Origin of the sequence: Actinosynnema pretiosum, assembly GCF_024171695.1 — a bacterium.
Classification (GTDB): domain Bacteria; phylum Actinomycetota; class Actinomycetes; order Mycobacteriales; family Pseudonocardiaceae; genus Actinosynnema; species Actinosynnema pretiosum.
Genome location: NZ_JAMTCF010000013.1, coordinates 121,833 through 145,920 on the forward strand (window position 1 = coordinate 121,833; position 24,088 = coordinate 145,920).

The following is a 24,088-nucleotide window of genomic DNA, read 5'->3' on the forward strand; positions in this document are numbered from 1 at the left end:
CCTTCGCGTCGGTGATAGGGGTGCCGTCGGGGTGTGGTGCGCGGGCTCGACGGCGCGGACGGCGGCGCGCGTGTCGCGGAGTGGTGCTGGTCCGGTCACCCCGTGGGGAGGAAGCGCTTCCCTGCGTGGCTCGTGCCGGTGCGGCGCTCCCCGGTACGGCGCGGCCAGGGCCGGCGCTCTGCGGTGAAGCGCTTCGACGTGGGGTGCGCGGCCGGGTGCGGGCATGGGGTGGTCCTCACCGGCGCCCGGCGCGGGCGGCGGTGCTGGCGCGTTCGACCAGGCGGGGCCGCAGCAGGGTCAGCGGGGCGACCCTGCCGCGGTTCAGCTTCGCCATCAGCAGCTCCACGGCCCGGTGGCCGAGCTGCTCGGCGGGCAGCTGCACGGAGGTCAGCTCCGGGGACAGGCGGTCGGCCAGGTCGTCCGGGCAGATCGCGACCACCGCGATGTCGTCCGGCACGTCGCGGCCCAGCGCGCGCAACGCCTCCAGGACCGACGGCAGCGCGGCCTCGTTGTGCACGACCAGCCCGGTGACCGTGGGGTGCCGGTCCAGCAGGCCCGTCACCGCCGCCCGCACCGAGCTGTGGTCGGTCTCGGTCGGCAGGGTCGTCGACGAGATGCCGCGCCGCATCGCCGCCGCGCTGAACCCGGCCATGCAGCGGTGCGCGAACCCGGTGTCGCGCTCGTAGACCGCGCGGGGCGCCCCCACCAGCGCCACCGAGCGGTGCCCGAGGTCGGCCAGGTGGTCGACGCAGCGGGCGCCCGCCTCGGCGAAGTCCAGGTCGACGCAGGTCAACCCGGCGGCGTCGGCCGGGAAGCCGATCAGCACCGAGGGCCGCTCCAGCTCGCGCAGCACCGGCACCCGCTCGTCGTGCATCTCCACGTCCATCACCAGCAGCCCGTCCACCTGCGCGCTGCCCGCGACCCGGCGCAGCCCGGCCGCGCCCTGGTCCGCCGTCACCAGCAGCACGTCGTGCTCGTGGCCGCGCGCGGCGTGCGCCACCGCGACCACGAACTGCATCAGCACCGGCAGGTTCATGCCCTCGCGCATCGGCAGGACCAGCGCCAGGACGTTGGCCCGGTTGCTGGCGAGCGAGCGGGCGCCCGCGTGCGGGTGGTAGCCGAGCGCGCGGACGCTGGCCTCGACCCTGGCCCTGGTCGCGGGCGAGATGGAGCGCCTTCCGGTGAGCACGTAGGAGACCGTGCTGGGCGCGACCCCGGCGTGCCGGGCCACGTCGGCGATCGTCACCATCAGACCACCCGCTCCACCCGGACGCCCGCGCGCAGCGCGGTGACGACGACGGTGGAGCCGCCCTCCCTGGTCAGCTCGGTGCCGTCCGGGGTCTCGTAGGGCCACGGGGTGACGTCGTGGAACGCGATCCAGTCGCCCTCGGCCGGGAACACCACGGCGTCGTCGACCAGGCGCACGCCGCTGTGGTGGTCGAAGTCGGTCGCGCGCAGCGGACCGGTGCGCGGCGCGGGCGCCTCCCCCGGCAGCTCGACCTCCAGGCGGGCGCGGACGTCCCGGCTGGACGGGCCGACCAGCAGCACGCACGGACCGGCCTCGACCGAGCGGCGGCCCCGGACCACGTCCCAGTGCCACAGGGCGTCGGCGGGCAGCTCGACCTCGGCGGACTCGCCGGGCGCGAGGTCGACGCGGCGGAAGGACTGGAGCCTGCGCAGCGGCTGGCGGATCGCCGAGTCCGGTCGGGCGGCGTAGAGCTGGACCACCTCGGCGCCCGCGACGCGGCCGGTGTTGGTGACGGTGACGGTGACCCGCTCACCGTCCCAGGCCGGTTCGCCGTAGTCGAACGCGGTGTACGACAGGCCGTGGCCGAAGCAGAACAGCGGCTCGGCGGTGGAGTACAGGTAGGTGCCGCCGGAGCGGATGATGTCGTAGTCCAGCAGGTCGGGCAGGTCGGCGGCGGAGCGCGGCCAGGCCTGCGGGAGCCTGCCGGACGGGTTGAGCGCGCCGAACAGGGCCTCGGCGACGGCGGTGCCCTGGCGCTGGCCGCCGTGCGCGGTCCACAGGACGGCGGGCAGGTGCTCCTCCTCGCCGTCCAGCGCGTACGGGTAGCTGCTGACCAGCACGAGCACCGTGCGCGGGTTGGCCGCGCGGACGGCCCGCACGAGCGGGAGCTGCGGCAGGTCGAGGCCGGTGCGGTCCTGGGTCTCGCGGCCGTTGACGTGCGGGTCGTTGCCGACCACGACCACCGCCACGTCGGCCTCCCTGGCGAGCGCGACGGCCTCCGCCGCGCCGTCGTGGACGACCTCGGCGGTGAACGGCCCGTAGGTCAGGTCGCTGACCACGTGCCGCAGCACCAGGCCGTCGGGGGTGTCCTCGGGCGTGAACAGCTCGCGGACGTCCCAGCCGCCGGGGGCGAGCGCCTCGGCGACCAGGTCGCCGTCCTCGGTGACGCCGAGGAACCGGCGGTTGGCGGCGGCGCGCAGGGTCCACGCGCCGTCGCCCCAGTCGAACCGGTCGAAGCCGTCACCGGGTTCGGCGGTGGTCTCCACGCGGCCGTCGACGACGGCGAGGTGGCGGCCGTCGGGGCCGCGCAGGGTGATCCGGTCGACGCCCTCGGCGAACGAGGTCGCGGCGAACTCGGACAGTCCACTGAGGACGGTGACGGCGCTGCCCGGCAGGGTGCCGCTGTACCAGTCCTCGAACAGGGTGTCGGCGTGCGTGCCGATCACCGCGAGCCGGACGCCGCGCGGCAGCGGGAGCGCCTGCTCCTCGTTGCGCAGCAGCACGATCGCGGCGCGGGCGGCGTCGAGCGCGAGGTCGTCGTGCGAGCCGATGACGTCCTGCGTGATGCCCGCGTGCGGGTTGCGCCCGGCCGGGTCGAACTCGCCGAGCCGGAACCGCAGCGCCAGCAACCGGCCGACCGCGCGCTCCACGACCTCCCACGGCAGCAGGTGCCGCTCCAGCGCCTCGGTGACGGCGGTGACGGTGAGCTCGGGGTCCGGCCCCTGGTCGGTGCAGTTGTCCACGCCCGCGATCAGCATCGCGGCGTGCCCCTCGGCCTGGGTGGCGCGGAAGCCCTGCGACCCGGCGATGTTGGACGGCGCGAACGCGTCGCTGACCACCGCGACGCCGTCCGGGTGCCAGGTCCGCAGCTCGCTCTCCAGCAGCGGGCTCAGGTGCGCCGGGCGGCCGTTGACGAGGTTGTAGGACGGCATGACGGCGACCGCCGCGCCCGCCTCGACCGGTCCCCGGAAGCAGGGCAGCTCGTACTCGTGCAGCACGCGCGGGCGCAGGTCCGAGGAAGTGGTGTCGCGGCGGGTCTCGTTGTTGTAGCCCAGGAAGTGCTTCAGGGTGGGCGCGGTCTTGAGGTAGAACGGGTGGTCGCCGCGCAGGCCGGACGCGAACGCGGTGCCCATCGCGGAGGTGAGCACCGGGTCCTCGGAGTAGGCCTCCTCGTTGCGGCCCCAGCGCGGGTCGCGCAGCGGGTTGACCACCGGCGCCCACACGTTGAGCCCGTTGAGCGGGTCGCGGTCGTGGAACCCGCGCGCCTCGGTCCCCGCCGCGTCGCCGACCTTCCGGACCAGCTCGACGTCCCAGCTCGCGGCGAGCCCGACCGGTTGCGGGAAGACGGTCGCCTCGCCGAGCCAGGCGACGCCGTGCGCGACTTCCAGGCCGGTGCGGAACTCGGCGAGCCCGAGGCGCGGGACGGCGGGCTGCCGCTGGTGCAGCAGGGAGATCTTCTCCCGCTCGGTGAGCCGGGAGAGCAGGTCGGCGACCCGGTCGCGCAGCGGCAGGTCGGGGTCGCGGAACGGGAACTGGCCCACGGCACGCCTCTCGTCGAACACGTCGAACCGCCTGCGCCCGAAGTCGAATCGATTCGATTTAACGGCCAGGCATTTCCGGCAGATCATCAGCGGGTGAAGTGGTCAGAAATGTGCCACGGCGCTCACCGGTGGTCAACACCCGAATTCCGGTCGACGCATTCGATTCGAACGCGTTCGACGAATGTCCGGGAAAGCCGGGCACCCCCCGCGCTCGTTCGGCGCGGGGGGTGCTCTCGACCTGCGGTTGTGCGGTTAGCCGAACAGCTCCGAGTGCAGCGAGAACGCGGTGGCGATCTCGGCCTGCGCCCAGAACCTGTGGTACTCGAAGGTCGGCGCGGAACCACCGTTCAGGTAAGCCTGCACCTTGGGCCAGTCGGGGTCGTCCCGGTACATCGAGCGGATCGACAGGAACGTGGAGCTCTGGTTGATGGTGTCGCCGTTGGGCATCTTCCCGGTCCAGCCCGGCGGCACGTAGACGCCGGACCCGGAGGCCGAGTCGTAGGTGTCGTCGAACCGGTTGTAGTCCGCGCGGGACTCGGGGGTCGCGATGCCCTTGTCGTCCTGGTGGGACAGCAGCGCGGTCAGCAGGCCCTCGCCGGTGGTGCGGGCGGCGGCGTTGCCGGACTTGGCCGCGTAGTTCAGCAGCGTCTTGGCGAGCGACGCGGCGATGCCGACGTCCTGGCTGTGGTTGAGCACGCTCACCCGCAGGCCCGAGTTCCCGCTGGGGTTGCTCGGGTTCCAGGTGTCGGGCGCGCCGGTCCAGTTCATGTCGGACGGGATCTGGAACGCGCCGTTCGCGCCGACGGTGGTGTTGGCCAGCGCCCAGGGGACCCACTTGTCGAGGATCTTCTTGGCGCGGGCGTCACCGGTCATCTGGTAGAGCGAGGCGGTGCGCTCCATCTGCCACGCCTGGAAGCCGAACCAGCGGTTCGACGGCGGGTCGCGCCACACCGGGTGGGCGTCGTAGAACATGCCGTAGAAGGTCGGGGTGCCGCTGGGCGGCGCGCCGTAGTGGCCCTCCCACGAGTTCGTGACGCCACCGGCGATGCCGCCGTCCGAGGACTGGAGCCACTGCAGCAGCTCAAGCTGGCGGTCCAGCGACTTGGCCCAGTCCTGCTGGCCGGTGGCCGACTTGGGCTTGAGCGAGGCGACCTGCGAGAGGGCGTAGGCCGCGAGCGGGTTCTGGTAGCCCTGGTGCGAGGCGCCGTCGCCGATCCGCCAGGCCCACCCGGCGGAGGTGTCGGTCGCGCCGCCCCACGCGTAGTACCAGGACATCAGGTAGTGCGCGGCGTCCTTGCCGGTGCCGGGCGCGCAGGACGGGCTGGTGCAGCCGCCGATCTTCTTGAAGTACTTGTCGAACATGGCGTACCGCAGGTAGTCGCCCATCTTGGCGGCCTTGCCGATCTCCGCGGAGATCTCGCCCGCCTTGCCCTGCGAGGTGGCCCACTGCTGCGCCAGCAGCGCGACCTGGACCGCGCGCGCGTCGGCGTCGGGGGCGTTGGTGTACTTCCACTGCTTGGCGTAGCTGGCGTCCTTGGTGAACAGGTCCAGGAAGCCGTTGGGGCCGCCGTGCTTGAACGTGTCGCACGAGGAGTGCGGGATGGTCTCCCACACAGACTCGGACGAGCCGCGCTGGTAGGTGTTGATGTACGCGGGCGCGGTGTCGGTGCCGTCGCCGCAGCGGCCGAAGCCGTAGGTGTTGTCGACGTCGAACAGCCAGTGCATCCCGTAGATGTCGTCGGTGCCGTACGCGGACTTCAGCTCGGCCGCGATCGGGTCCGTGCCGACGGGGATGTTGGCGTCGAGCTGCGCCGGGTACTGGTCCATCCTCGGGTTCTCCGGCGCGTAGGTGGCCGGCTTCGAGGGGTTGTACTTGTCGTTGGTGGGCTGGTCGGCCTTGGCCGGGATGGCGAACTTCTCCATCGACGCCCACGCGGACTTGAACGAGGTCCAGTCACCGGTGATGCGGGCGTAGCTGGCCTCCAGCCACAGGTAGTAGCTGAACGCCTCGGAGGTCGTCTGGTGGCCGTGGTCCGGGGCCTCGACGAGCAGGGTCTCCACCGAGTGGTAGGGGACCTTCAGGCCGCCGAAGTCGCGGAAGTAGCCGCTGGACGGGTCGTGGATCTTGGCGTACTGGTCGAGGAACGCCTGGTCGAAGTCCGTCGTGGACGGTGAGATCTCCTTGACCGCCACCGAGGCCGAGGTGATGCCGGTGGCGGAGGCGGTGAACGTGGCCTCGGCCAGCGCGCCGCCGTTGTTCGCGGAGGTGACCGTGACGTTCTGCCTGGTCGACCAGTTCGCGGTGGTGAAGGTCAGCGTCGCCGGGCCCGCCGTGAGGTCGGCGCTGCCGGAGGAGCGGGCGACGGCGACGGTGACCGGGCCGCTGGGCGCGGTGGCCAGGGAGACGCCGAACGCGCCGGTGGCGCCCTGCTTCACGCTGAGCGTGTTGGGGCTGGCCAGGATCGCCTGCCCCGCGAGGACCTTCACGCCGACCGGGGAGGACAGGGCGGTGGCGCCCTTGTTGTCCGTGGCGCGGGCGGTGATGGTGTGGTCACCGGTGGCCGCGCCGGTCCAGGAGCCCTGGAACGGGGCGGAGGTGTCGGTGGCCACGACGGCGCCGTCGGCCAGGAAGTCGACCTTGGCGACCGTGCCGTCGGAGTCCGCGGCCGTGGCGGCGAGCGGGATCGCCGTGCCGGTCACGTAGGACGCGCCGGAGGCGGGCGAGGTCAGGCTGACCGTCGGGGCGGTGTTCGGCCCGGTGCACGGGGTGCCGTTGACGGCGAAGTCCGTGGGCGCGGTGTTGGTGGCGCCCTTGGTCCCGTTGAAGCCGACCGTGACCTCGCCGCCGCTGGGCAGGTTGGGCGACCAGGTGGGCGCGGCGACGGTGACCTTGCTGCCAGCCTGGGTAAACGTGCCGTTCCAGCCCTGCTGCACGGTCTGGCCGCTGGGGAAGGTCCACGTGAGGCGCCAGTTGGCGATGGCGTCGCCCTGGTTGCGGACGGCGACGCTCGCGCCGAACCCGTTGTTCCACTCGTTGGTGACCTGGTAGTTGACCGTGCAGGTCACCGCGGCGTTGGCGACCGGCGCGACCACTACGGGCGCGATCCCGGCTGCGACGACCGCAGCGGCGGTCAGGGCGAGCGGCCGGGACCTTCCCGCTCTGGTGCGGTACCTCATGCGTCCTCCTCCTGCGCGGATCAGCCGTTGACCCGCGGGCTTGGGGCGGTGCGTGGGCTGGCTTGGGGGTGGCGGTGGGGCTTTGGGTGGGGGCTTGGCGGTGGGGCTTGGTGGGACTCGGCGGTGGCGGCGGACCTGGGGGGCGGCGGTACTGAGACTGGCGGCGGACCTGGGGGTGGCGGCGGTACTGAGCGATGAGGCTTGGGGTCGGACTGGGCATTGGGGCTTGAGATGGGGCCTGGTGGTGGGGCTGGTCAGCAGTACTGGGTTGTGAAGCTCGCCCTGCGAGGCGGGTTGAACTGGTGGCGCGACTCGGCACACCGGGTCGGCGGTGCACCGAGCCGCGCCCGTCAGTGGAGAACCACACGGAAGTCCGGTGGTTCACCGGGCCACGGCGCAGCCGCCCCCGATCGGGGGCCGGGGGCGACCTGCCGAGACCAGCTCCGGATGAACGGACCGCTCACCCGGACAGACAAGCTCCATCAACGAGATCACCGGCCCATTCACCAGGTGATCGGCCCATTCACCTAGTGGTCGGGCCAGTCACCACGCAGCCGGACCATCCACCAAGCGATCGGACCATCCACCAAGCGGCTGGACCATTCGCCTAGTGGCCGACCCGTTCGCACAGTGATCGGACCGTTCACCAGGTGACCGGACCATTCACCCAACGGCCGGGCCGTTCGCATGGTGAACGGACCGTTCACCATGCGATTGAGCTGTTCACCTGACGGTCAGGTCCTTTGCCAGGCGACCAGCTGTTCGCTTGACGGTCGGGCCGTTCACCAAGTGACTGGCCCGTTCACTAGGTGAACGGACCGTTCGCACAGTGGTCGGACCAGTCACCAGGTGAACGGACCCTTCGCACAGTGGTCGGACCAGTCACCAGGTGAACGGACCATTCGCACAGTGGTCGGACCAGTCACCAGGTGAACGGACCATTCATCTAGTGGTCGGGCCGCTCATCTGGTGACCGGACCATTCATCTGGTAGTCGGGCCGCTCACCTGGTGACCGGACCATCCACCTGGCGGGCGGGCCGCTCGTCCGGTGGTCGGGCCGCTCACCTGGTGAGCAGCTGGAGTGATCGAGCAAGCGGGCCGCCTACGTGCCGCCTGCATGCCGCCTGCGCGCCGCCTGCGCGCCGGGTGAGCGAACGGCCCGTTCGCCCGGCGGCGAGCTGGGGGTCGGCACGGGTCGCCTGGGCGCGCAGAACGGCCCGTGCCGAAGTTCATCGTCCGGAGTCCGCCGGTCGCGCGGAATGGCTCGGCGGGCGCGTCGGTGGCTCGGCCTGGATCGGCCGGGTTCCGCGCGGGTGGCCGTTCATGCGTCGTCGCATGGCGGTTCCTCCGGGGCTGCGAGGGGGTGGAACGCCTCTGGGAGCGCTCCCAGGTTCGGACTGTAACGGCATCGAAACAGCCTGAAAAGAGGGTTCGACCACAAAGCCTTGACCGACTTCGCCCGCAGTCCACCGCGTGGTGCGCCGGTCGGCGTCGCCCGCTGCGCCGAATACCGGCCACCGCGGGAGAGGGAATCGCTCGCCGCGCGCCGATGACCAGGAACCCCACCCGCCAACCCTCAGAACCTCGCAAAAGCCGCGTTCACTCCCGTGAACCCGACTTCTGTTGGCGAACGCTCACCCGTTCGGCCCAGAAAACAGTGCCGCGTTCGACGCAATTCGACGGAAAAGCAACATCAACTTCACTTGCCACCCGCACGATCGCGGGGTCCCACCCGGAACGGCCCCACCACCCCCAGGAACGCCCACCGATCGGTCACCGCCGGTGAGCAATTCCAGCCCGTTCACCCCTAGCGCCCGTCCCAAAACCCCACCCCCTCAACGCACCGTGAGCGATTCCACCCCACCGCCGTCAGGCAAGACCACCCCCGCACCCTTTTCCACGTCGTTTCCCGGCGGTTACAGTCCCGGCCACCTGGGAGCGCTCCCAGCCCCAGAGTGACAACCCCGTCCCAGCAACGACGCTGCGAAGAGGAACCCACACCATGCGATCAACGACCACGGCGCGCGGCAACGGCGCCACGCCGTCGAAGTCCCGTCGCGGGAAGGTGGCAGCGGGAGCGCTGTCCAGCGCGCTGGTCGCCGCGGCCACCGCCATCGCCACGGGGACGGCTTCCCCCGCGGCGGTGGCGGCGGACTCGGAGTTCTACTCCGACCCGGCGACCAGCGCGGCCAGGTGGGTGGCGGCCAACCCGAACGACAGCCGGGCTGCCGTCATCCGCGACCGCGTCGCCTCGGTCCCCCAGGCGAAGTGGTTCACCACGACCAACACCTCGACCATCCGCTCCGAGGTGGACGCCCACACCTCGGCGGCCTCGTCGGCGGGCAAGACCCCGATCCTGGTGGTCTACAACATCCCCAACCGCGACTGCGGCGGCGCCAGCGGCGGCGGCGCCCCCTCGCACAGCGCCTACCGCCAGTGGGTCGACCAGTTCGCGGCGGGTCTGGCCGGACGCCCGGCCGCGATCATCCTCGAACCCGACGTGCTCCCGATCATGAGCACCTGCCAGAGCGCGTCCCAGCAGGCCGAGACCCGCGCGTCGATGGCCTACGCGGGCAAGGCGCTCAAGGCCGCGTCGAGCCAGGCGAAGGTCTACTTCGACATCGGCCACTCGGCCTGGCTGACCCCGGCCGAGGCCGCGAACCGCCTGCGCGCGGCGGAGATCTCCACCAGCGCGGACGGCATCGCGACCAACGTCTCCAACTACCGCCGCACCGCCGACGAGGTGGCGTTCGCCAAGGCCACCCTGAACGCGCTCGGCGACGGCAGGCTCAAGGCCGTCGTCGACACCAGCCGCAACGGCAACGGACCGCTCGGCAGCGAGTGGTGCGACCCGCCCGGCCGGGCCATCGGCACCCCGAGCACCAGGAACACCGGCGACCCGCAGATCGACGCCTTCCTCTGGGTCAAGATCCCCGGCGAGGCGGACGGCTGCATCGCGGGCGCGGGCCAGTTCGTGCCGCAGCGCGCGTACGACATGGCGGTGGCCGCGGGCCCCGTCCCGACGACGACCACGACCACCACGACCACGCGCGTCACCACGACCACCACCACGCCCCCGCCGAACGGCGCGGCCTGCGTGGTGCGGCACCGGGTGGTCAGCTCGTGGTCGGGCGGCTACACCGGCGAGGTGGTGATCGAGAACCGGGGTCCGGCGCTCCAGAGCTGGACCTTGGAGTTCTCCGCCCCCGGAGTGGCCGTCTCCCAGGGCTGGAACGGGACGTGGACCGACCTGGGCGACCAGGTCCGGGTCACCAGCGCGTCCTGGAACGGCGGGCTCGCCACCGGTGGAACCGCGACCACCGGCTACTCGGCGAGCTTCAGCGGCGGCACGCCTCCGTTCTCGTCTCCCGTGCTGAACGGAACGGCCTGCGCCTGACCCGCGCGTTCCCCAGTCCGGCCACCCTCCCCGGCGCGGCAGCCGGGGAGGGTGGCCGCTTTACTGGTGCCATGCGCTGCCCCTGCGGTTCCGGTTCCCCCTACGACGAGTGCTGCGCCCGCTACCACGGCGGCGAGCGCGCGCCGACGGCCGTCGCGCTGATGCGCTCGCGCTACTCGGCGTTCGCGGTGGGCGACCCCGACTACCTGCTGCGCACCTGGCACCCGGACACCCGCCCCGAGGAGCTGGACCTGGAGCCGGACCAGAAGTGGCTGCACCTGGAGGTGCTGTCGTGGACCGGCGGGGGCGTGCTGGACGCCGAGGGCGAGGTCGAGTTCCGGGCGCACTACCGGTGGTCAGGCGGCCGGGAGGAGCTGCACGAGCGGAGCTCGTTCCGCCGGGTCGACGGGGCGTGGACCTACGTCGAGGCGCTCGGCTGACGACCAGGCCGGGCCGTCGAACCGAGTGGTTCCTGGCCGCCGAACCGGGCGGTCAGCAGCCGAACCAGTCCTGCGCCAGCTCGTCGAACGTGGTCGCATCGCTCGGCACTTCCCTGAGGTACCAGGGCAGGTTCGAGTACACGTGCAGCAGCGCGTAGGCCATGACGCGGCGCGGGTCGACCTCGCGCCCGTACCCGGCGTGCAGCGCCCGGTTCGCGACCCGGTCGCCTCGGGTGAGGAAGACCCCGGTGGCGACGAACTCGTACTCGCGCGCGGCGAGCATGGCGGGTTCGAAGTCGAACAGCCCGGTGAGGCGGCCACCGCTCGCGAGCAGGTGCGCGCCCATGACCTCGGTGTGCGCGAGCACCTGCGGTTCGACGCCGAGGTCGACGGAGTCGAGGAAGTCCGGGATCTGCTCGACCCAGCGCGGCTCCAGCCCGCGCGCCCGCTGCCGCTCCACGCAGCCCGCGCGCTGCCGGGCGGTGAACGCGGCCCAGTCGGCGGGTTCCGCGACCGGCGAGGGGAGCTCGTGCAGCGCCGCGAGCGACTCGCCGACCTGACCGGCGAGGCCGACCCGCTCGGCGGCGGTCAGCCCCGGCCACAGCAGGTGGACCTCGTCGCCGCGCAACCGTCCCATGTGGACGTACCCCCAGCCCTGGAACTCGCCCGAGCCGAGGACTTCGGGCGTGGGAACCGGGAGCTTCCCGTGCACGGCGGCCAGGACGTCCCGCTCCACCGCGACCTCGGACAGGTAGGGGCCGGGGAAGAGCTTGAGCACGTGGTCGCGACCGACCGAGTAGACCGGGAGCGAGCCGGACGCGAACCGCTCGGGCGCGGCGTCCAGGCCGAGGCGCCGCGCGAGTCCGGCGACGCCGGGCAGCAGCTCCTCGGGGGTGAGCGCCTCGAACCGGGCCACGGTGTCCGCGATGGGCAGCGACATGCGCGCGAAGCTAGCAAGGCGGTTCGCGCGCGGCCAACCGGTTTTGGCGGACCCCGGTGGCCGGGAGGCGCGATTCCCGTTGTCGGGCAAGGTTTTCAGGGCACGGGCGGTCCGGGTTCGGAGGGGTGTCGTGAGATCAGGTTGGCTGGTACCTGCGCGACCAGCCAACCCGCCCACCCGGCCCCCTCCCCGTGACCGCCCCCGCGTTGCCGAGCTCCCGCGTCAGCCCGCCGTCAGCGGTCGAACAGCGGGGCGAAGACGGTGCGCCAGTTGCCCTGCAGCAGTTCGGCGATGTGGTCGAAGTAGCGCTCGACCACGTACTCGGCGTCGTCGCCGTCGAGCTCCGTGCACTTGTCGAGGTCGTCCCACTCGTGACCGAGCCCGAGCCGGTCGAGCGCGGCGAGCACCTCGGCGTCCTTCAGGATCGCGCCGTCCCACGCGCAGGCCGCGCCGAGCAGGTAGCGCAGGTGGTAGGTGGTCTCGCCGCGCTCCAGCTCCTCGCTCTCGAAGAACGTGTTCTCGAACTCGGCGAGCCCCGAGTCCTCGTCGGCGATCTCGACCAGCTCGGCCCAGTAGGCGGCGTCGTGCTTCCCGTCGGTCTGGGTGAAGTGCTCGGCCGCGAACGCCGCCATGGTCTCCGCGTCGTCGATCAGCGGGGACAGCACGAAGTCGGAGGGGTAGTTGAAGGCGAAGTAGTACCTGGTGCCGTCCAGGGTGAGGGATTCGATTCCCACCACGGCACCTTCGCCGCCGGGGAACGGTTCGTAGGTCATGTGATCATCATGGTTGACCAGGCCGACAATTCCGACAGGTGTAGCCCGTTGCTGCTTTCGGAGCAATCTCACAGGGCCGAAGGGTTGCCCTTCACGGGGAAGCTCACCTCGGCAGGGTGCAGGCGGCGGTCGCGTTGAACGGGGCCGGTCCGGTGTCGAGCGCGCCACGCCGCGCGGTCGCCTCGTAGCCCTGCGTGCACGGTGGCGGCTCGAAGAAGGTGAGCGCCAGGCCGAGCGAGACGCCGCCGCCGGAGTACACCGACTGCCCGACCTCGACGGCGCGCGGCAGCGACACCAGCACCTGATCCAGGTCCCCGCGCCTGCGCAGCAGGACGTCGGCGGTGGTGACGAGGTTGGCCAGGGTGGCGCCGAGGCCGCCGCCGCTCTCCCGCAGCAGCCCGCCGACCTGCTCGCCGACGCCGGGACCGGCCTTGATCACGCGGCGCAGGTCGGCGTCCCCGCGCTCCAGCGAGGCGGCGACCTGGGCGGCGGACTCGGCGAACGAGGTGATGGCGGCGGCCTGGTCGAGCTGGGTGCCCAGCACGGTCCCGGCGTCGCGCAGCAGCGCGCTGGTCCGGGGCAGGTGCTCGCTCGCGGTGGCGGTGAGGTCGCGGACGCCGTCGAGCAGCAGCCCCAGGTCGGGCCCGGTGTCGCGGAGCGCGAGGTCCAGCTCGTCGACGACGGTGCGCAGCGCGTCCTGCGGCACGGACCTGGCCAGGTCGTCCAGCTCGGTCAGCACGCCCTCCACGGGTGGCGGCAGCGCGGTCCGGTCGATCGGCACGACCTCGCCCTCGGCCAGGTCGCCGCTCGCGGAACCGTTGCCGGGCTTGAAGTCCAGGTACTGCTCCCCCACGGCGGACCGGTTGGTCACGACCGCCTGGGCGGCGCGCGGGATGGCGACTCCGCCGTCGATGAGCAGGTCGGCCTGCACCACCCCGTCGACCAGCCGGACCCGGTCGACCCGCCCGACCCGCACGCCCCGGTAGGTGACCTCGCCGCCCGCGAACAGCCCGCCGGTCCTGGCCAGCCGCACGTGCACGGCGTACTCGTCTCCGGGCACGAGCCCGGCGTAGCGCGCGCCGGTGAACCCGGTGCCCAGCAGGGCGATCACCGCGAACAGCGCGATCTTCAGCCGCACCCCGCTCACCTCGGACCGCCCTTCAGCTCCAGGTAGGTGTTGAGGTAGTCGCCCTTGACGCCGTCGAGCACCGCGTCGGTGAACGGGAACGTGAGCAGCAGCTCCAGCGACCGGGGCAGGTCCTGGCCCGCCGCGACGAGTTCGCGCAGCACCGGTTCGAGCGCCTTGAGGTCTGCGACGAGGTCGTCGCGCGAGCGCTCGACGGTGTCGACGGCGACCCCGGAGAGCCGGTCGAGCGCCCCGAGCAGCCCGACGAGCTGCCCGCGCTGCTCCTCCAGCACCCGCAGCCCCGGTTCCAGCCCGTCCAGCACCTCGGCGATGCCGGGCTTCTGGTCCTCCAGCACGGCGGACAGCCGGGCGAGCCCGTCGACGGCCCGCGTGATGTCGTCGCGCCGCTCGTCCAGCCGCCGCACGAACTCGTCCACTGTGGACAGCAGCGAGCGGGCCTGCTCGGTGTTGCCGTCGAAGGCGGCGGACAGCTCGCGGGAGATGTCCTGGACCTGCCCGATGCCGCCGCCGTTGAGCAGCATGGACAGCGCGCCGAGCACCTCCTCCACCTCGGGGTTGCGGTTGGTGCGCGCCACCGGCACGACCGCGCCGTCCACCAGCGGTCCCCCCGTGGAACCGCTCTCACCGGGGGCGAGCTCCACGTACTTCTCCCCCAGCAGCGAGGACTGCCGCAGCAACCCCCTGGCGTCGGCGGGCAGCCGCACGTCCCCGTTCACCAGCAGCCGCACCAGCGCGACCGAGCCGTCCTCGGACAGCCCGACCTCCTCCACCCGCCCGACCGGCACGTCGGCGACCTTCACGGCGGCCTGCGGCACCAGGTCGAGCACGTCGTCGAACTCGACGGTCACCCGGTACGGCCGCTCGCCCACGTCGGCGCCGCCGGGCAGCGGCAGGTCGTAGGCGCTGGGCATCCCGGAGCACCCGGCGAGCAGCACCAGCACGGCCACGAGCGCGGTCCACCGCAGCGCCCTCACCTCGGTCCTCCCGGCACGCTGAGCAGGTCGGACACGAACTCGTTCAGGTTGGCCCGCACGGTCAGCCGCCCCGTCCGCGGGTCGTAGGCGTCGATCACGTTGTGCAGCGCGCGGGGCGCGGAGCGGATCGCCTCGTCCAGCGACCCGCGCTGCGCGGCCAGCACGCCGGTCAGCTCGGCCAGATCGTCCACAGTGGACTTGAGCCGCCCCCGGTTGTCGCCGACGAAGCCGCGCACCGCCTCCAGCGCGGCAGCCAGCTCGCCGAGCAGCGCCTCCAGGTCGCCGCGCTCGGCGGCGAAGAACCCGGCGACGTCGGACAGCTGACCGGCCAGCAGCCCGACCTGCTCGTCCACCGACGCGAGCGCCCCGGTGAACGTCTTCAGGTGGTCGACGGCGCCGAACAGGTCGTCGCGCGACCCGGAGAGCACGCGGGTGGCGGACGCCAGCTCCCGCACCGCTTCCCCGAGCTTCGCGCCGTTCCCGTCGAGCGCGGCGGCGCCGGTGCCGAGCAGGTCGGACAGCGCGCCCTCGCGGTTGGCGCCGTCCGGGCCGAGCGCGTCGAGCAGCCGTTCCAGGCTCCCGTACAGCTGGTCCAGCTCGACGCTCGCGGCGGTGCGCTCCAGCGGCACCACGGCGCCCGCGACCAGCCGGTCGCCGCCGGTGTGGGCGGGGGCGAGCTGGAGGTAGCGGTCGGCGACGACGGACGGCGCGACCACGGCGGCCCTGACGTCGGCGGGCACGTCGACCCCGTGGTCGAGCTCCACCTCGACCCGCACCGAATCCCGTTCCGGCACGACGGAGAGGACCCGGCCCACCCGGACGCCGAGCACCCGCACGTCCGACTCCGGGTAGACGCCGACGGCGGACGCGAAGCGCGCGGTGAACCGGATTCCCTGCGGTTGCAGGAAGACCCACCACACGGCGGTCGCGACCAGCAGCACCAGCGCCATGACCTGCGCGGTGAGCACGTACCGCCGCCGCTGCGCCAGGCTCCGGAACATCAGCGCCCCCCGGTGGGGCAGTCGCGCCGCTCGGTGCTGACCACGAGGCCGCACACGTAGGTGTCGACCCACGGCCCGGTGCCGGTGGCGTCGGACAGCAGCCGGTAGTACGGCCCGGCCAGTGACAGGCCGCGCTCGAACGAGGCCTGCTCGCGGCGCAGCAGGTCGGTGACCCGCTCGACCTGCTCCAGCGCGGGCCGCAACCGCTCCTCGTTGTCCGCCACCAGCCCGCTCAGCTGACGGGAGAGCTCGCGGGCCCCGTCGAGCAGGCCGCTGATGGCGGCGCGGCGGCGGTTGATCTCGGCCAGCAGCCGGTTGCCGTCCTCGACGATAGCGGTGACGTCGTCGGCCCGCTCGGCGAGCGCGCCGCTGACCTTCTCGGTCCCGTCCAGCAGGGTGCGCAGCTCGCGGTCGCGGGTGGAGATGGTGCGGGACAACGAGGTCAGGCCGTCCAGCGCGCCGCGAACGTGCTCGGGGGTGTCCCGGAACGAGTCGGACAGGACCCGGAAGCTCTCCGCGAGCTGCTCGGCGTCCAGGCCGCCGAGGGTGCCCGCGAGGCCGTTGAACGCGTCGACCACGTCGTAGGGCGAGGTGGTGCGCTCCAGCGGGATGGGCGTGTCCGGGTCGAGCGGGTCGCGGCCCGCGGTGTCGAGCGCGAGGAACTTCTGCCCCAGCAGCGTTTTGATGCGGATGTCGGCGGTGCTGCGGTCGCCGACGGACACCCCGCGCACCCGGAACTCCACCAGCACCCGGTCGCCCGCGAGCCGCACGCGGGTCACCTCGCCGACCTTGAGGCCGGACACCCGGACCTCGTCGTCGGGTTCGAGCCCGGCGGCCTCGGCGAACTCGGCGCGGTAGCGGGTCCCTGCGGTCAGCGGGACGGCGTCCAGGCCGAGCGCGAGGGCGACGGCGGCGACGAGCGCGACGAGCCCGAAGGCCCCGATCAGCGCCGGTCTGCGGGTCATCGGCGGCACCTCGCTTCGGTGAGGGGGATGCCGACGGCCCCGCCGCCGGGCGCGGGCGGCGCGTCGGACTTCGCCAGGCACAGGTAGAAGTTGAGCCACGAGCCGTAGGAGGCGGTGCGCCCGATGGCCTCGAACTTCACCGGCAGGGTGCGCACGAACGGCTCCAGCTCGGGCGCGTCGGCGAGGTTCCCGGCGAGCAGGCCGAGCCGGTCGACGTCGTCCTTGAGCGGTTGCCTGCCCTGCTCCAGCAGCCGGGCGGTGCTGTCGGCGAGCGCGCCGATGCCGTCGACGGCCGTGCCGACGCTCTCCCGGTCGGCGGCGAACCCGGACACCAGGGCGCGCAGGGCGGCGATGAGCGAGGAGAACTTGTCGCCGCGCGAGTTCACCGTCTGGAGCACGGTGTTGAGGTTGTCGACCACCTCGCCGATCACCCGGTCCTTGGCGGCGAGGGCGGAGGTGAGGGAGGCGGTGTGGGCGAGCAGGCTCTCGATCGTGCCGCCTTCCCCTTGCAGCACCTGGATGATCTGGAGCGACAGGCGGTTGACGTCCTCGGGGTCGAGCGCTTGGAAGAGCGGGCGGAACCCGTTGAACAGGGTGGTGAGGTCGAGCGCGGGCGCGGTGCGCTCGACCGGGATGAGCCCGCCCTCGGGCAGCCGCTCGCCGATCCGCCCTGCGGGCTGGTCGAGCGAGACGTAGCGCTGGCCGACCAGGTTGCGGTACTTGACGGTGGCGGTGACCTCGGCGGACAGCGACCGGCCGCGCTCGACCGAGAAGCGGACGTCGACCAGCTCGTCGTCGACCAGCGCCATCGACTCGACCTGCCCGATCCGCACGCCGGACATGCGGACCTCGTCGCCCTCGGCGAGCGCGGTGACGTCGGTGAAGCGGGCGGTGTAGCCCGCGCCCGGCCCGAGGTCGACGCCGGTGATGGTGGCGGCGAGGAACGCGGTGGCCGCGATGGTGACGACGACGAACACCGCGAACTTGACCAGCGGCCCGACCAGGCCGTCCACGCCGCGGCGCATCAGCGCGCCCCCGTGCCGAGCAGCAGACCGGCCCAGTCCGGCACGTCGCCGGGCGCGACCGCGTTCGCGGGCCCCTGCGGGCAGGGGTGGCCCGGCGCGTCCGGCCCCGGCGCGGGTTCCGCCCGGCCGGGCACCACCACCAGCTCCCCGTGCAGCCCCGGTTGGTCGGTGCCCTCGCCCAGCGCCCGGTCGACGGCGGGCCGGAGCCCGTCCACGGCCCGCAGGACGCAGCGGTAGCTCGGGGCGTGCTCGGCCAGCAGCTCCAGGGTGGGCCGGGCGGTTCCCGCGAGCGCCACCAGGTTGCCCGAGTTGGCGGAGACGAACGCGGTGAGGTCGTCGGCCGCCGTGGTCAGGTTCCGGTGCAGCGCGGCCAGGTCCGCGCGCTGGCGGGCGAGGGTGCGGCTGGTCGTGGTGGCGTCGGCCAGCGCGGACACCAGGTCGTCGCCCGCGCCCGCGTACACGTCGGCCACCCCCGCCAGCCGGTCCAGGTCCTCGGTCAGCACGGGCAGGTCGGGGTTGAACGCCCGCAGGTGCTCGTCGAGCTTCACCACGGTGTCCCCGAGGTCCTCACCCCGACCGCGCAGGGCTTTCGCGATCGAGGTGAGCGCGGCGGACAGCTTGTCCGGGCGGACGGCTTGCAGCGTGGGCATCAGGTCCGCCAGCACCCGCTCCAGCTCCACGGCCGCGGCGCTGCGGTCCTGGTCGATGACGTCCCCGGCCGCCAGCGCCCCGCTCGGCCGCGCGGGCGCCTCCAGGCTCACGTACCGCTCGCCGAACAGCGTCTTGGGCAGCAACCGGGCCGTGGTGTTGCCGGGCACGAGCCCGACCTGACCGGGGTCGATCGCCAGCTCGACCTCGGCGCCGCCCCCGGTGGCCCGCACCGCGCGCACCCGGCCGATCGGGACGCCGAGCAGCTTCACCTCGGAGTCCACCTGGAGCTGGTTGCCCACCCGGTCGGTGCGCAGCAGGACCGGGACCTCGTCCCGGAAGGCGCCGAGGTAGACGGCGGTGGAAAGCGCGCACACACCGAGCAGCAGCACCGCGAAGAGCAATCCCGCCAAGCGCTGCCTGCTCCGCATGGGCGTTTCTCCCGGAACTCTCGGGGCGATGCCGTGGCCGGATTGTCCGGGCGACGTTACTGACGGGTACGGCGCAGGCACAAGGAATCGCCGAACTTTGTCACCCCGGTGACAAAAAACGGCTCACAGCTTCGCCGTCAGCGTCAGTTCCACCCCGTTCCCCGGCCCGGACACCAGTCCGGTGAGCAGCGGGTCCAACCGCTCGGCGCCCTGGCAGCCGGTGAACGGCGGGATGGTGAACACCGCCTCCATCGGGATCGCGGTCAGGTCGAACGGGCCGGACAGCTCCAGCACCGCCGGTTCCGCCGTCCGGCAGTCCGGGCCCACGTCCAGCGGCTGCCCGCCGACGACCACGTCGCCCAACCGGATCGTGATCAGCGCGGTGGCGGTGACCTGCCCCTCCTTGATGGTCCCCCGGACCGGGTTCACCGGGATCAAATCCACCCTGGACGTGGTGGGCACGAAGCCGAACGACAGGAAGTAGCCGTCGCTGGGCGGCAGTTCGAGCTGCCCGGTGATGCTGCCCGCGAGCAGGTCGATCTCGGCGCTGAGCGAGCCGGGCCCGATGGTCAGGTCGGAGCCGAACTTCGCCACCCGGTTGGTCCCGTCCACCCGGTAGTTGACCACGATCCCGGCCGAGGCCGACGGCGGCGCGGGGTCGGGGGGCGGCTCAGGGGCGGGCGCGCCCGCCGCCGAGGGGGCCAGCGCGAGCGCCGGGAGGAGCAGCAGGACGGCCAGGGCGCGGGACGCTCGGTGGGCTGCCACGCGCCCGAAACTAGCCCCCGGAACAAGTCCCGGACAACGCGGGAAGCACGCGGAACCGGTTGTTTGTCACCCAGGTGACAAATTCCCCGACCGGTTTCCGCCGAACCGGTGGGCACCCGCCCGGAACGCGCGGCACGTCCTTGCCGGAGGTTCCGCTCACAGCTACTTTACCGACGAGTAGGCAAGCGTGCTCGAACGCGCGGAACACGTTTCCGGCGAACAGTCTCAACGAGGAGACGCACATGCTGAAGCAGAGCTCCACCGCACGACGGGTCGTCGGCGGGCTCGCGGCCGGGGTCGCCGTCGCGGGCTCCGTGGCCTTCGCGGGCGCGGGGACGGGCCTGGCCGCCACCGCCACGCTCACCCTGGTCTACAACTGCCCGTTCCCGCTGATCGGCGCTCAGGACATGAGCGTGAAGATCACCACGACGAACCTGCCCGACTCCGCCGTGGTGGGCCAGCCGACGCCCGCCACCAACGTCACCGCCGTCGCCACGGTCCCGGCGACCGCCACCCTGGGCCTGTCCCTGGTCGGCGCGAAGACCGTGCAGGGCACCGCGATCGCGAACACCAGCATCAACAACGCGGGCGCCACCCAGGGCGTGGTCGCGAACATGACCATCCCGAGCACGGCCGTGCCCACGTCCGGCTCGTTCAACACCACCGCGACCGGCTCCACCCCGCCCGTGACCTTCTCCAACACGGGCACCACGATCATCACGGTCGGCAACTTCAGCACCACGCTCACCCCGCGCAAGGCCGACGGCAGCCTGACGGGCCTGGGCACGTTCACGTCCAACTGCACGCTCAAGGCCGGGCAGCAGACCGAGCTGCACCGGTTCCAGGTCAGCGCGGCCGGTGTCCAGGTCGCCCAGCGGGAGGCCCCCGCCGTCTCGAAGGGGTCCTCCTCGGACTCCGACGAGGAGCCTGCCAGACCGGCGTTCCACGCGCAGTCCCCCACCGCTCCTGAGGCCGCTCAGGACGACCCGCTCCCGCCGCTGCGCCTGGACTTCGGCGTCACCGGCGCGTCCTCGATCAAGAAGCTGGGCTCCAGCCTCCCGCTGGGTCCCGGCACCCTGGGCGCCGACGTCGACCTGGCCACCGGCACGTTCACCGGCGAGCTGGCGCTGCCGGACGCGAAGGGCGAGTTCTCCCTGTTCGGGTTCCTGCCCGCGAAGGCGACCGTGCGGCTCATCCCGCGCGGCCCCACCACGGGCGTGATCTCCGAGGGCGCGGTCACCGCGACCACGAAGGTGGACATCAAGCTCACCGACGTGCGCGTGCTGGGCATCCCGGTGGTCGGCGGCCCGCTGCTCAACTGCACGACGACGGAGCCGAGCACGGTGGTCCTGTCGTCGGGCCCCGGCTTCGACCCGCTGCTCGGCGGTCCGCTCAGCGGGGAGTACCGGATCGCGCCGTTCTCGGGCTGCGGCCTGGCGACGGCGATCGTGAACGGCACCATCCCCGGCGAAGGCAACACCCTCGCGCTGGACATCGCCCGCGCGTGAGACCACCACCCCCGCGCCCCGGCGGACCCGCTGCTCGAAGCGGGCCCGCCGGGGCAGCCTAGTTCCCGGAGCGCAGATGAGAACCAGCAACCGGATGGCGGCTTCAGGCATGAGCGCGCTGGTGCTCGCCGGTTCCGCCCTGTTCGCGGCGGGGACCGGCAGCGCGGCCACCGCCTCCATCACCCTCGTCTACAACTGCCCGTTCCCGCTGATCGGCGAGCAGGACATGAGCGTGCGGATCACCGTGGAGGACCTGCCCGACGCGGCGCGGGTCGGCGACGAGCTGCCGACGTCGCGGGTGACGGCGGTGGCGACGGTGCCGGACCTGGCCACGCAGGGCCTGTCGCTGGTCGGCGCGGTCACGGTCGAGGGGACCGCGAAGGCCACCACGCGGGTGGACAACGCGGGGCAGGTGCACGACATCGAGCCCGCGCTGGTGGTGGCGCGCACGGACGTGCCGGTGTCGGGCGAGTTCGACGCGGTCGCGACCGGGACGACGCCGCCGGTGCTGCTCGGCGCGGCCGGGGAGACCACGATCAGCGTGGGGAACTTCGAGACCACGCTGACGCCGCGCAACGCGGAGGGCGGGGAGACCGGGCTGGGGACGTTCACCTCGCCCTGCACCTTGAAGCCGGGACAGGACACGCTGCTGCACCGGTTCACCGTGAGCGCCGAGCCCACGACGACCACCACCACGACCACCACCGACGAGACGACGACCACCACCGGCACGACCACGACGACGACCGGTGAGACGACCACGACCACGGACGACACCACCACGACGGACGAGTCGAGCACGACGACGACCACGACCACGACCACGACGACGACGACGACGACGACGACGACGGACCCGACCACGACCACCACGAGCACGACGACCACGGTCCCCACGACCACGACGTCCTCGCGCACCACCACGACCGGCGCGAGCACGACGACCACCGCGCCGACGACCACGACCACGACGGTCCCGCCCACCACGACCACCACGGCGCTCCCGCCCGCGCCCCAGCCCCCCGCCGCACCGCCGCAGTCGGGGAAGCTGGCCTACACGGGCTCGCCGATCGTCGGACCGCTGGTGCTGGGCGGTTCGCTGGTGCTGGTGGGCGCGGTGGCGCTGCTGCTGCTCAAGCGCGGCAGGCGACGCGGCTGACCCGAGCACGACCGACCCCGGCACGACCGACCGGGACCCGGTCGCCACGCGCGCGGACGTGGCGACCGGGCGGCCGAGGTCACCCCAGGTAGCTCTCCCCGCTGAAGTCCCCGTCGTCGCGGGGCCGCTTCCGCACCACGGGCGCGTCCGGCCCGTCCGGCTGCGGGAAGTTCCGCTGCGCGGTGGCCACGATGTGCTGCCCGGCGGGCGTCTCCCCGACCGTCTCCCCGACGATCCGCGCCAGCTCCGCCGCGTACCCGGACTGCGCCGCGCGCATCGCCTCCAGCACGGCGGCGGCGATCTGCTCCGGCCGCAGCTTGGCCACCCCGTCGGTCATGACCACGTCGCTGGGAATCCCGTTGGGCCCCACCGTGACCTTGACCGCGCCGTCCGCCGCGCTCCCGGTGAGCGAGATGCGCTCGGTGGCCTCCCGCATGGCCTCGTACTTGGCCGCGCGCTCCTGCGCGCCGCGCTCCCAGTCGTCGACGAGGCTTCGCGCGTTTCCGAGCGGATCAGACACAGCTCTCCCCCTTCGCCGTAGCAGCAGGGACTCTAGGCCACCGCGAGGCGGTCGCGGCCCGTTTCCACCACGAGCCGCCCACAGGGGTGAGGGTCGTCAGCGCGGCAGCGCGGCGACCTGCTCGGCCGGTGGCGGCACGACGTCCACGGGCTCGCCCCAGTCCAGGTAGGTCGCGACGACCTCGACCGGTTCGCCGCCGGTGACCGAGGTGCGGGCCTCGCTGCGCAGCACCCGGTCCCGCTCGTCCACCCACAACCGCGTCACGACGGGCTTCCCGCCCGCGTCACCGTGCACCGTGTACCGGACGGCGGGGACCCCGCCGACGCCCTCCTCGACCCGCTCCACGATCCGCGCGGCCTCGGGCAGCGCCTTGCGCACGTCGGCGCTGTCCCAGACCCGCACGGCGACCTGCGCCATGGCCCGGCTGAGCGCGCTGCGCTGGTCCTCCGGGTCCACCCGCACCCAGGCCTTGTCCGCCTTCAGTGCGGGGATCCGCACGAAGATCCCGTCCCCGGACAGCACGTAGGAGACCTCCCCGGACCCGGCGAGCGCGACCGCGCACGAGGCGGCGAAGTCCGAGGTCCGCACCCCGCACCGCCCGCTGCCGTTGCCCGCGAGGTCGAGCTGGACGCGCACGCCGCCCTCGTCCCTGGCGGCGACGAGCACGGCCTCGGCGAGCGCCTGCGCGGTCTGGTAGCCGGGTTCGGCGGGCGCGGGCGGCGCTTCGGGCGCGCACGCGACCAGGCAGAGCGCGAGAACGCCGACGCGAGCGCGCACGGGCCGCCTCCAGGGGTCCACGGCTGCGGGGACGCCCAGGACTGTAGCGGCGCGCACCGGGAAAACCGCCGCCCCGCACCGTTTTCCGCCTCCGGGCCGCAAGTCCGGCCCCGGTTCCGCTCACCCCGGTGACAAAGTCGCCCTAGCGGCGCTTCCCCAGCTTGTTCCTCGCCTGGTTGCGCACCCGCTTGGTCCGCCCGCCCTCGGCGAGCGCCTCCAGCGCCGCAGGGACCGCCAGCTCCTCCACCACCTTGCGCTGCAACCAGTCCGAGGCCGCCACCAGCCGCCCGCCGTCGACCGCCTCGCCGTCCCGCACGGCCAGGAAGAGCCGCCACTCCTCGATCCGCGCCAGCGGGAACGCGCGCTCGCCGACGACCTGGCGCACCGCGTCGGCCCACGCGCCGAACCCGGCGCCCGCCCCGGCCGCGACCCGGTCGACGTGCCGGACCACCGAGGCCTCCGCCACGACCCGGTCCGGGTCGTCCAGCACCCGCCCGATCAGCGCGACGTCGGCGCCGGGACCGGCGGCGGCGAGCGCCTCCAGGTACACCGCGTGCCGCACGTGCTCGTCGCGGACGCCCTCCTCGACCCGGTCGCCGGTCGCACCGACCAGTGCGGCGAACTCCCGGAAACCGTCGTGCTCCACCACAG

19 protein-coding genes are annotated in these 24,088 nt (G+C 73.0%); 4 read left to right on the top strand and 15 right to left on the bottom strand.

Annotated features, from left to right (window positions below; translation table 11 throughout):
* Window positions 1-235: 235 nt before the first annotated feature.
* The 3 genes from LV78_RS25735 to LV78_RS25745 all read right to left on the bottom strand — a co-directional run bounded on the left by LV78_RS25735 (window position 236) and on the right by LV78_RS25745 (window position 6,966).
* Entirely contained in the window at window positions 236-1,249 is a 1,014-nt protein-coding gene (locus LV78_RS25735) for a LacI family DNA-binding transcriptional regulator (protein WP_015801003.1), read from the bottom strand.
* Window positions 1,249-3,810 (bottom strand): glycoside hydrolase family 3 C-terminal domain-containing protein, encoded by a 2,562-nt coding sequence (locus tag LV78_RS25740; protein WP_253848195.1) that lies wholly within the window; start codon window positions 3,808-3,810, stop codon window positions 1,249-1,251. The genes LV78_RS25735 and LV78_RS25740 overlap by 1 nt, the downstream gene beginning before the upstream one ends.
* Before the next feature lie 231 nt (window positions 3,811-4,041).
* A complete protein-coding gene (locus LV78_RS25745) occupies window positions 4,042-6,966 on the bottom strand; it encodes a glycoside hydrolase family 48 protein (RefSeq protein WP_253848196.1) in 2,925 nt (974 codons plus the stop codon).
* Window positions 6,967-8,969: 2,003 nt separating this feature from the next.
* On the opposite strand from LV78_RS25745, the gene LV78_RS25750 reads away from it, so the two are divergent.
* Complete coding sequence (locus LV78_RS25750) at window positions 8,970-10,364, top strand: glycoside hydrolase family 6 protein (RefSeq protein WP_253848197.1); 1,395 nt, start codon at window positions 8,970-8,972, stop codon at window positions 10,362-10,364.
* A gap of 71 nt (window positions 10,365-10,435) precedes the next feature.
* Window positions 10,436-10,804: a YchJ family protein gene (locus tag LV78_RS25755; protein WP_253848198.1), complete on the top strand. Its 369-nt coding sequence runs from the start codon at window positions 10,436-10,438 to the stop codon at window positions 10,802-10,804.
* 52 nt (window positions 10,805-10,856) lie between these two features.
* Here LV78_RS25755 and LV78_RS25760 read toward each other — a convergent pair whose 3' ends face one another.
* From LV78_RS25760 to LV78_RS25800, 9 genes are all read right to left on the bottom strand, one after another.
* Window positions 10,857-11,744 carry an aminoglycoside phosphotransferase family protein gene (locus LV78_RS25760; RefSeq protein WP_253848199.1) on the bottom strand — a complete coding sequence of 296 codons (888 nt, stop codon included), beginning with the start codon at window positions 11,742-11,744 and terminating at the stop codon, window positions 10,857-10,859.
* A gap of 233 nt (window positions 11,745-11,977) precedes the next feature.
* Window positions 11,978-12,517 carry an immune inhibitor A gene (locus LV78_RS25765; RefSeq protein WP_253848200.1) on the bottom strand — a complete coding sequence of 180 codons (540 nt, stop codon included), beginning with the start codon at window positions 12,515-12,517 and terminating at the stop codon, window positions 11,978-11,980.
* A 103-nt stretch (window positions 12,518-12,620) separates the two neighbouring features.
* Window positions 12,621-13,655, bottom strand: coding sequence for an MCE family protein (locus tag LV78_RS25770; protein ID WP_253848201.1), 1,035 nt, complete (start codon window positions 13,653-13,655; stop codon window positions 12,621-12,623).
* 5 nt (window positions 13,656-13,660) lie between these two features.
* Window positions 13,661-14,638, bottom strand: a complete 978-nt coding sequence (locus LV78_RS25775; protein ID WP_308208753.1) for an MCE family protein — start codon at window positions 14,636-14,638, stop codon at window positions 13,661-13,663.
* Entirely contained in the window at window positions 14,635-15,639 is a 1,005-nt protein-coding gene (locus LV78_RS25780; protein ID WP_253848202.1) for an MCE family protein, read from the bottom strand. Before LV78_RS25780 ends, LV78_RS25775 begins: the two co-directional genes overlap by 4 nt.
* Complete coding sequence (locus LV78_RS25785; RefSeq protein ID WP_253848203.1) at window positions 15,639-16,604, bottom strand: MCE family protein; 966 nt, start codon at window positions 16,602-16,604, stop codon at window positions 15,639-15,641. The genes LV78_RS25780 and LV78_RS25785 overlap by 1 nt, the downstream gene beginning before the upstream one ends.
* A complete protein-coding gene (locus LV78_RS25790; RefSeq protein ID WP_253848204.1) occupies window positions 16,601-17,629 on the bottom strand; it encodes an MCE family protein in 1,029 nt (342 codons plus the stop codon). Before LV78_RS25790 ends, LV78_RS25785 begins: the two co-directional genes overlap by 4 nt.
* On the bottom strand, window positions 17,629-18,708 hold the full coding sequence (locus LV78_RS25795) for an MCE family protein (RefSeq protein WP_253848205.1): 1,080 nt from the start codon (window positions 18,706-18,708) through the stop codon (window positions 17,629-17,631). The genes LV78_RS25790 and LV78_RS25795 overlap by 1 nt, the downstream gene beginning before the upstream one ends.
* A gap of 123 nt (window positions 18,709-18,831) precedes the next feature.
* A complete protein-coding gene (locus tag LV78_RS25800; RefSeq protein ID WP_253848206.1) occupies window positions 18,832-19,473 on the bottom strand; it encodes a hypothetical protein in 642 nt (213 codons plus the stop codon).
* Between the two features lie 242 nt (window positions 19,474-19,715).
* Here LV78_RS25800 and LV78_RS25805 point away from each other — a divergent pair, with 242 nt between their 5' ends.
* Window positions 19,716-20,981 (top strand): DUF6801 domain-containing protein, encoded by a 1,266-nt coding sequence (locus LV78_RS25805; RefSeq protein WP_253848207.1) that lies wholly within the window; start codon window positions 19,716-19,718, stop codon window positions 20,979-20,981.
* 76 nt (window positions 20,982-21,057) lie between these two features.
* Window positions 21,058-22,140 (top strand): DUF6801 domain-containing protein, encoded by a 1,083-nt coding sequence (locus LV78_RS25810; protein WP_253848208.1) that lies wholly within the window; start codon window positions 21,058-21,060, stop codon window positions 22,138-22,140.
* Window positions 22,141-22,219: 79 nt separating this feature from the next.
* On the opposite strand, the gene LV78_RS25815 is transcribed toward LV78_RS25810, so the two are convergent.
* The 3 genes from LV78_RS25815 to LV78_RS25825 form a co-directional block, all read right to left on the bottom strand.
* Window positions 22,220-22,660, bottom strand: coding sequence for a YbaB/EbfC family nucleoid-associated protein (locus LV78_RS25815; protein ID WP_253848209.1), 441 nt, complete (start codon window positions 22,658-22,660; stop codon window positions 22,220-22,222).
* 96 nt (window positions 22,661-22,756) lie between these two features.
* Window positions 22,757-23,437, bottom strand: a complete 681-nt coding sequence (locus tag LV78_RS25820) for a hypothetical protein (protein WP_253848210.1) — start codon at window positions 23,435-23,437, stop codon at window positions 22,757-22,759.
* Window positions 23,438-23,579: 142 nt separating this feature from the next.
* Complete coding sequence (locus LV78_RS25825; RefSeq protein WP_253848211.1) at window positions 23,580-24,083, bottom strand: hypothetical protein; 504 nt, start codon at window positions 24,081-24,083, stop codon at window positions 23,580-23,582.
* Window positions 24,084-24,088 lie beyond the last annotated feature (5 nt).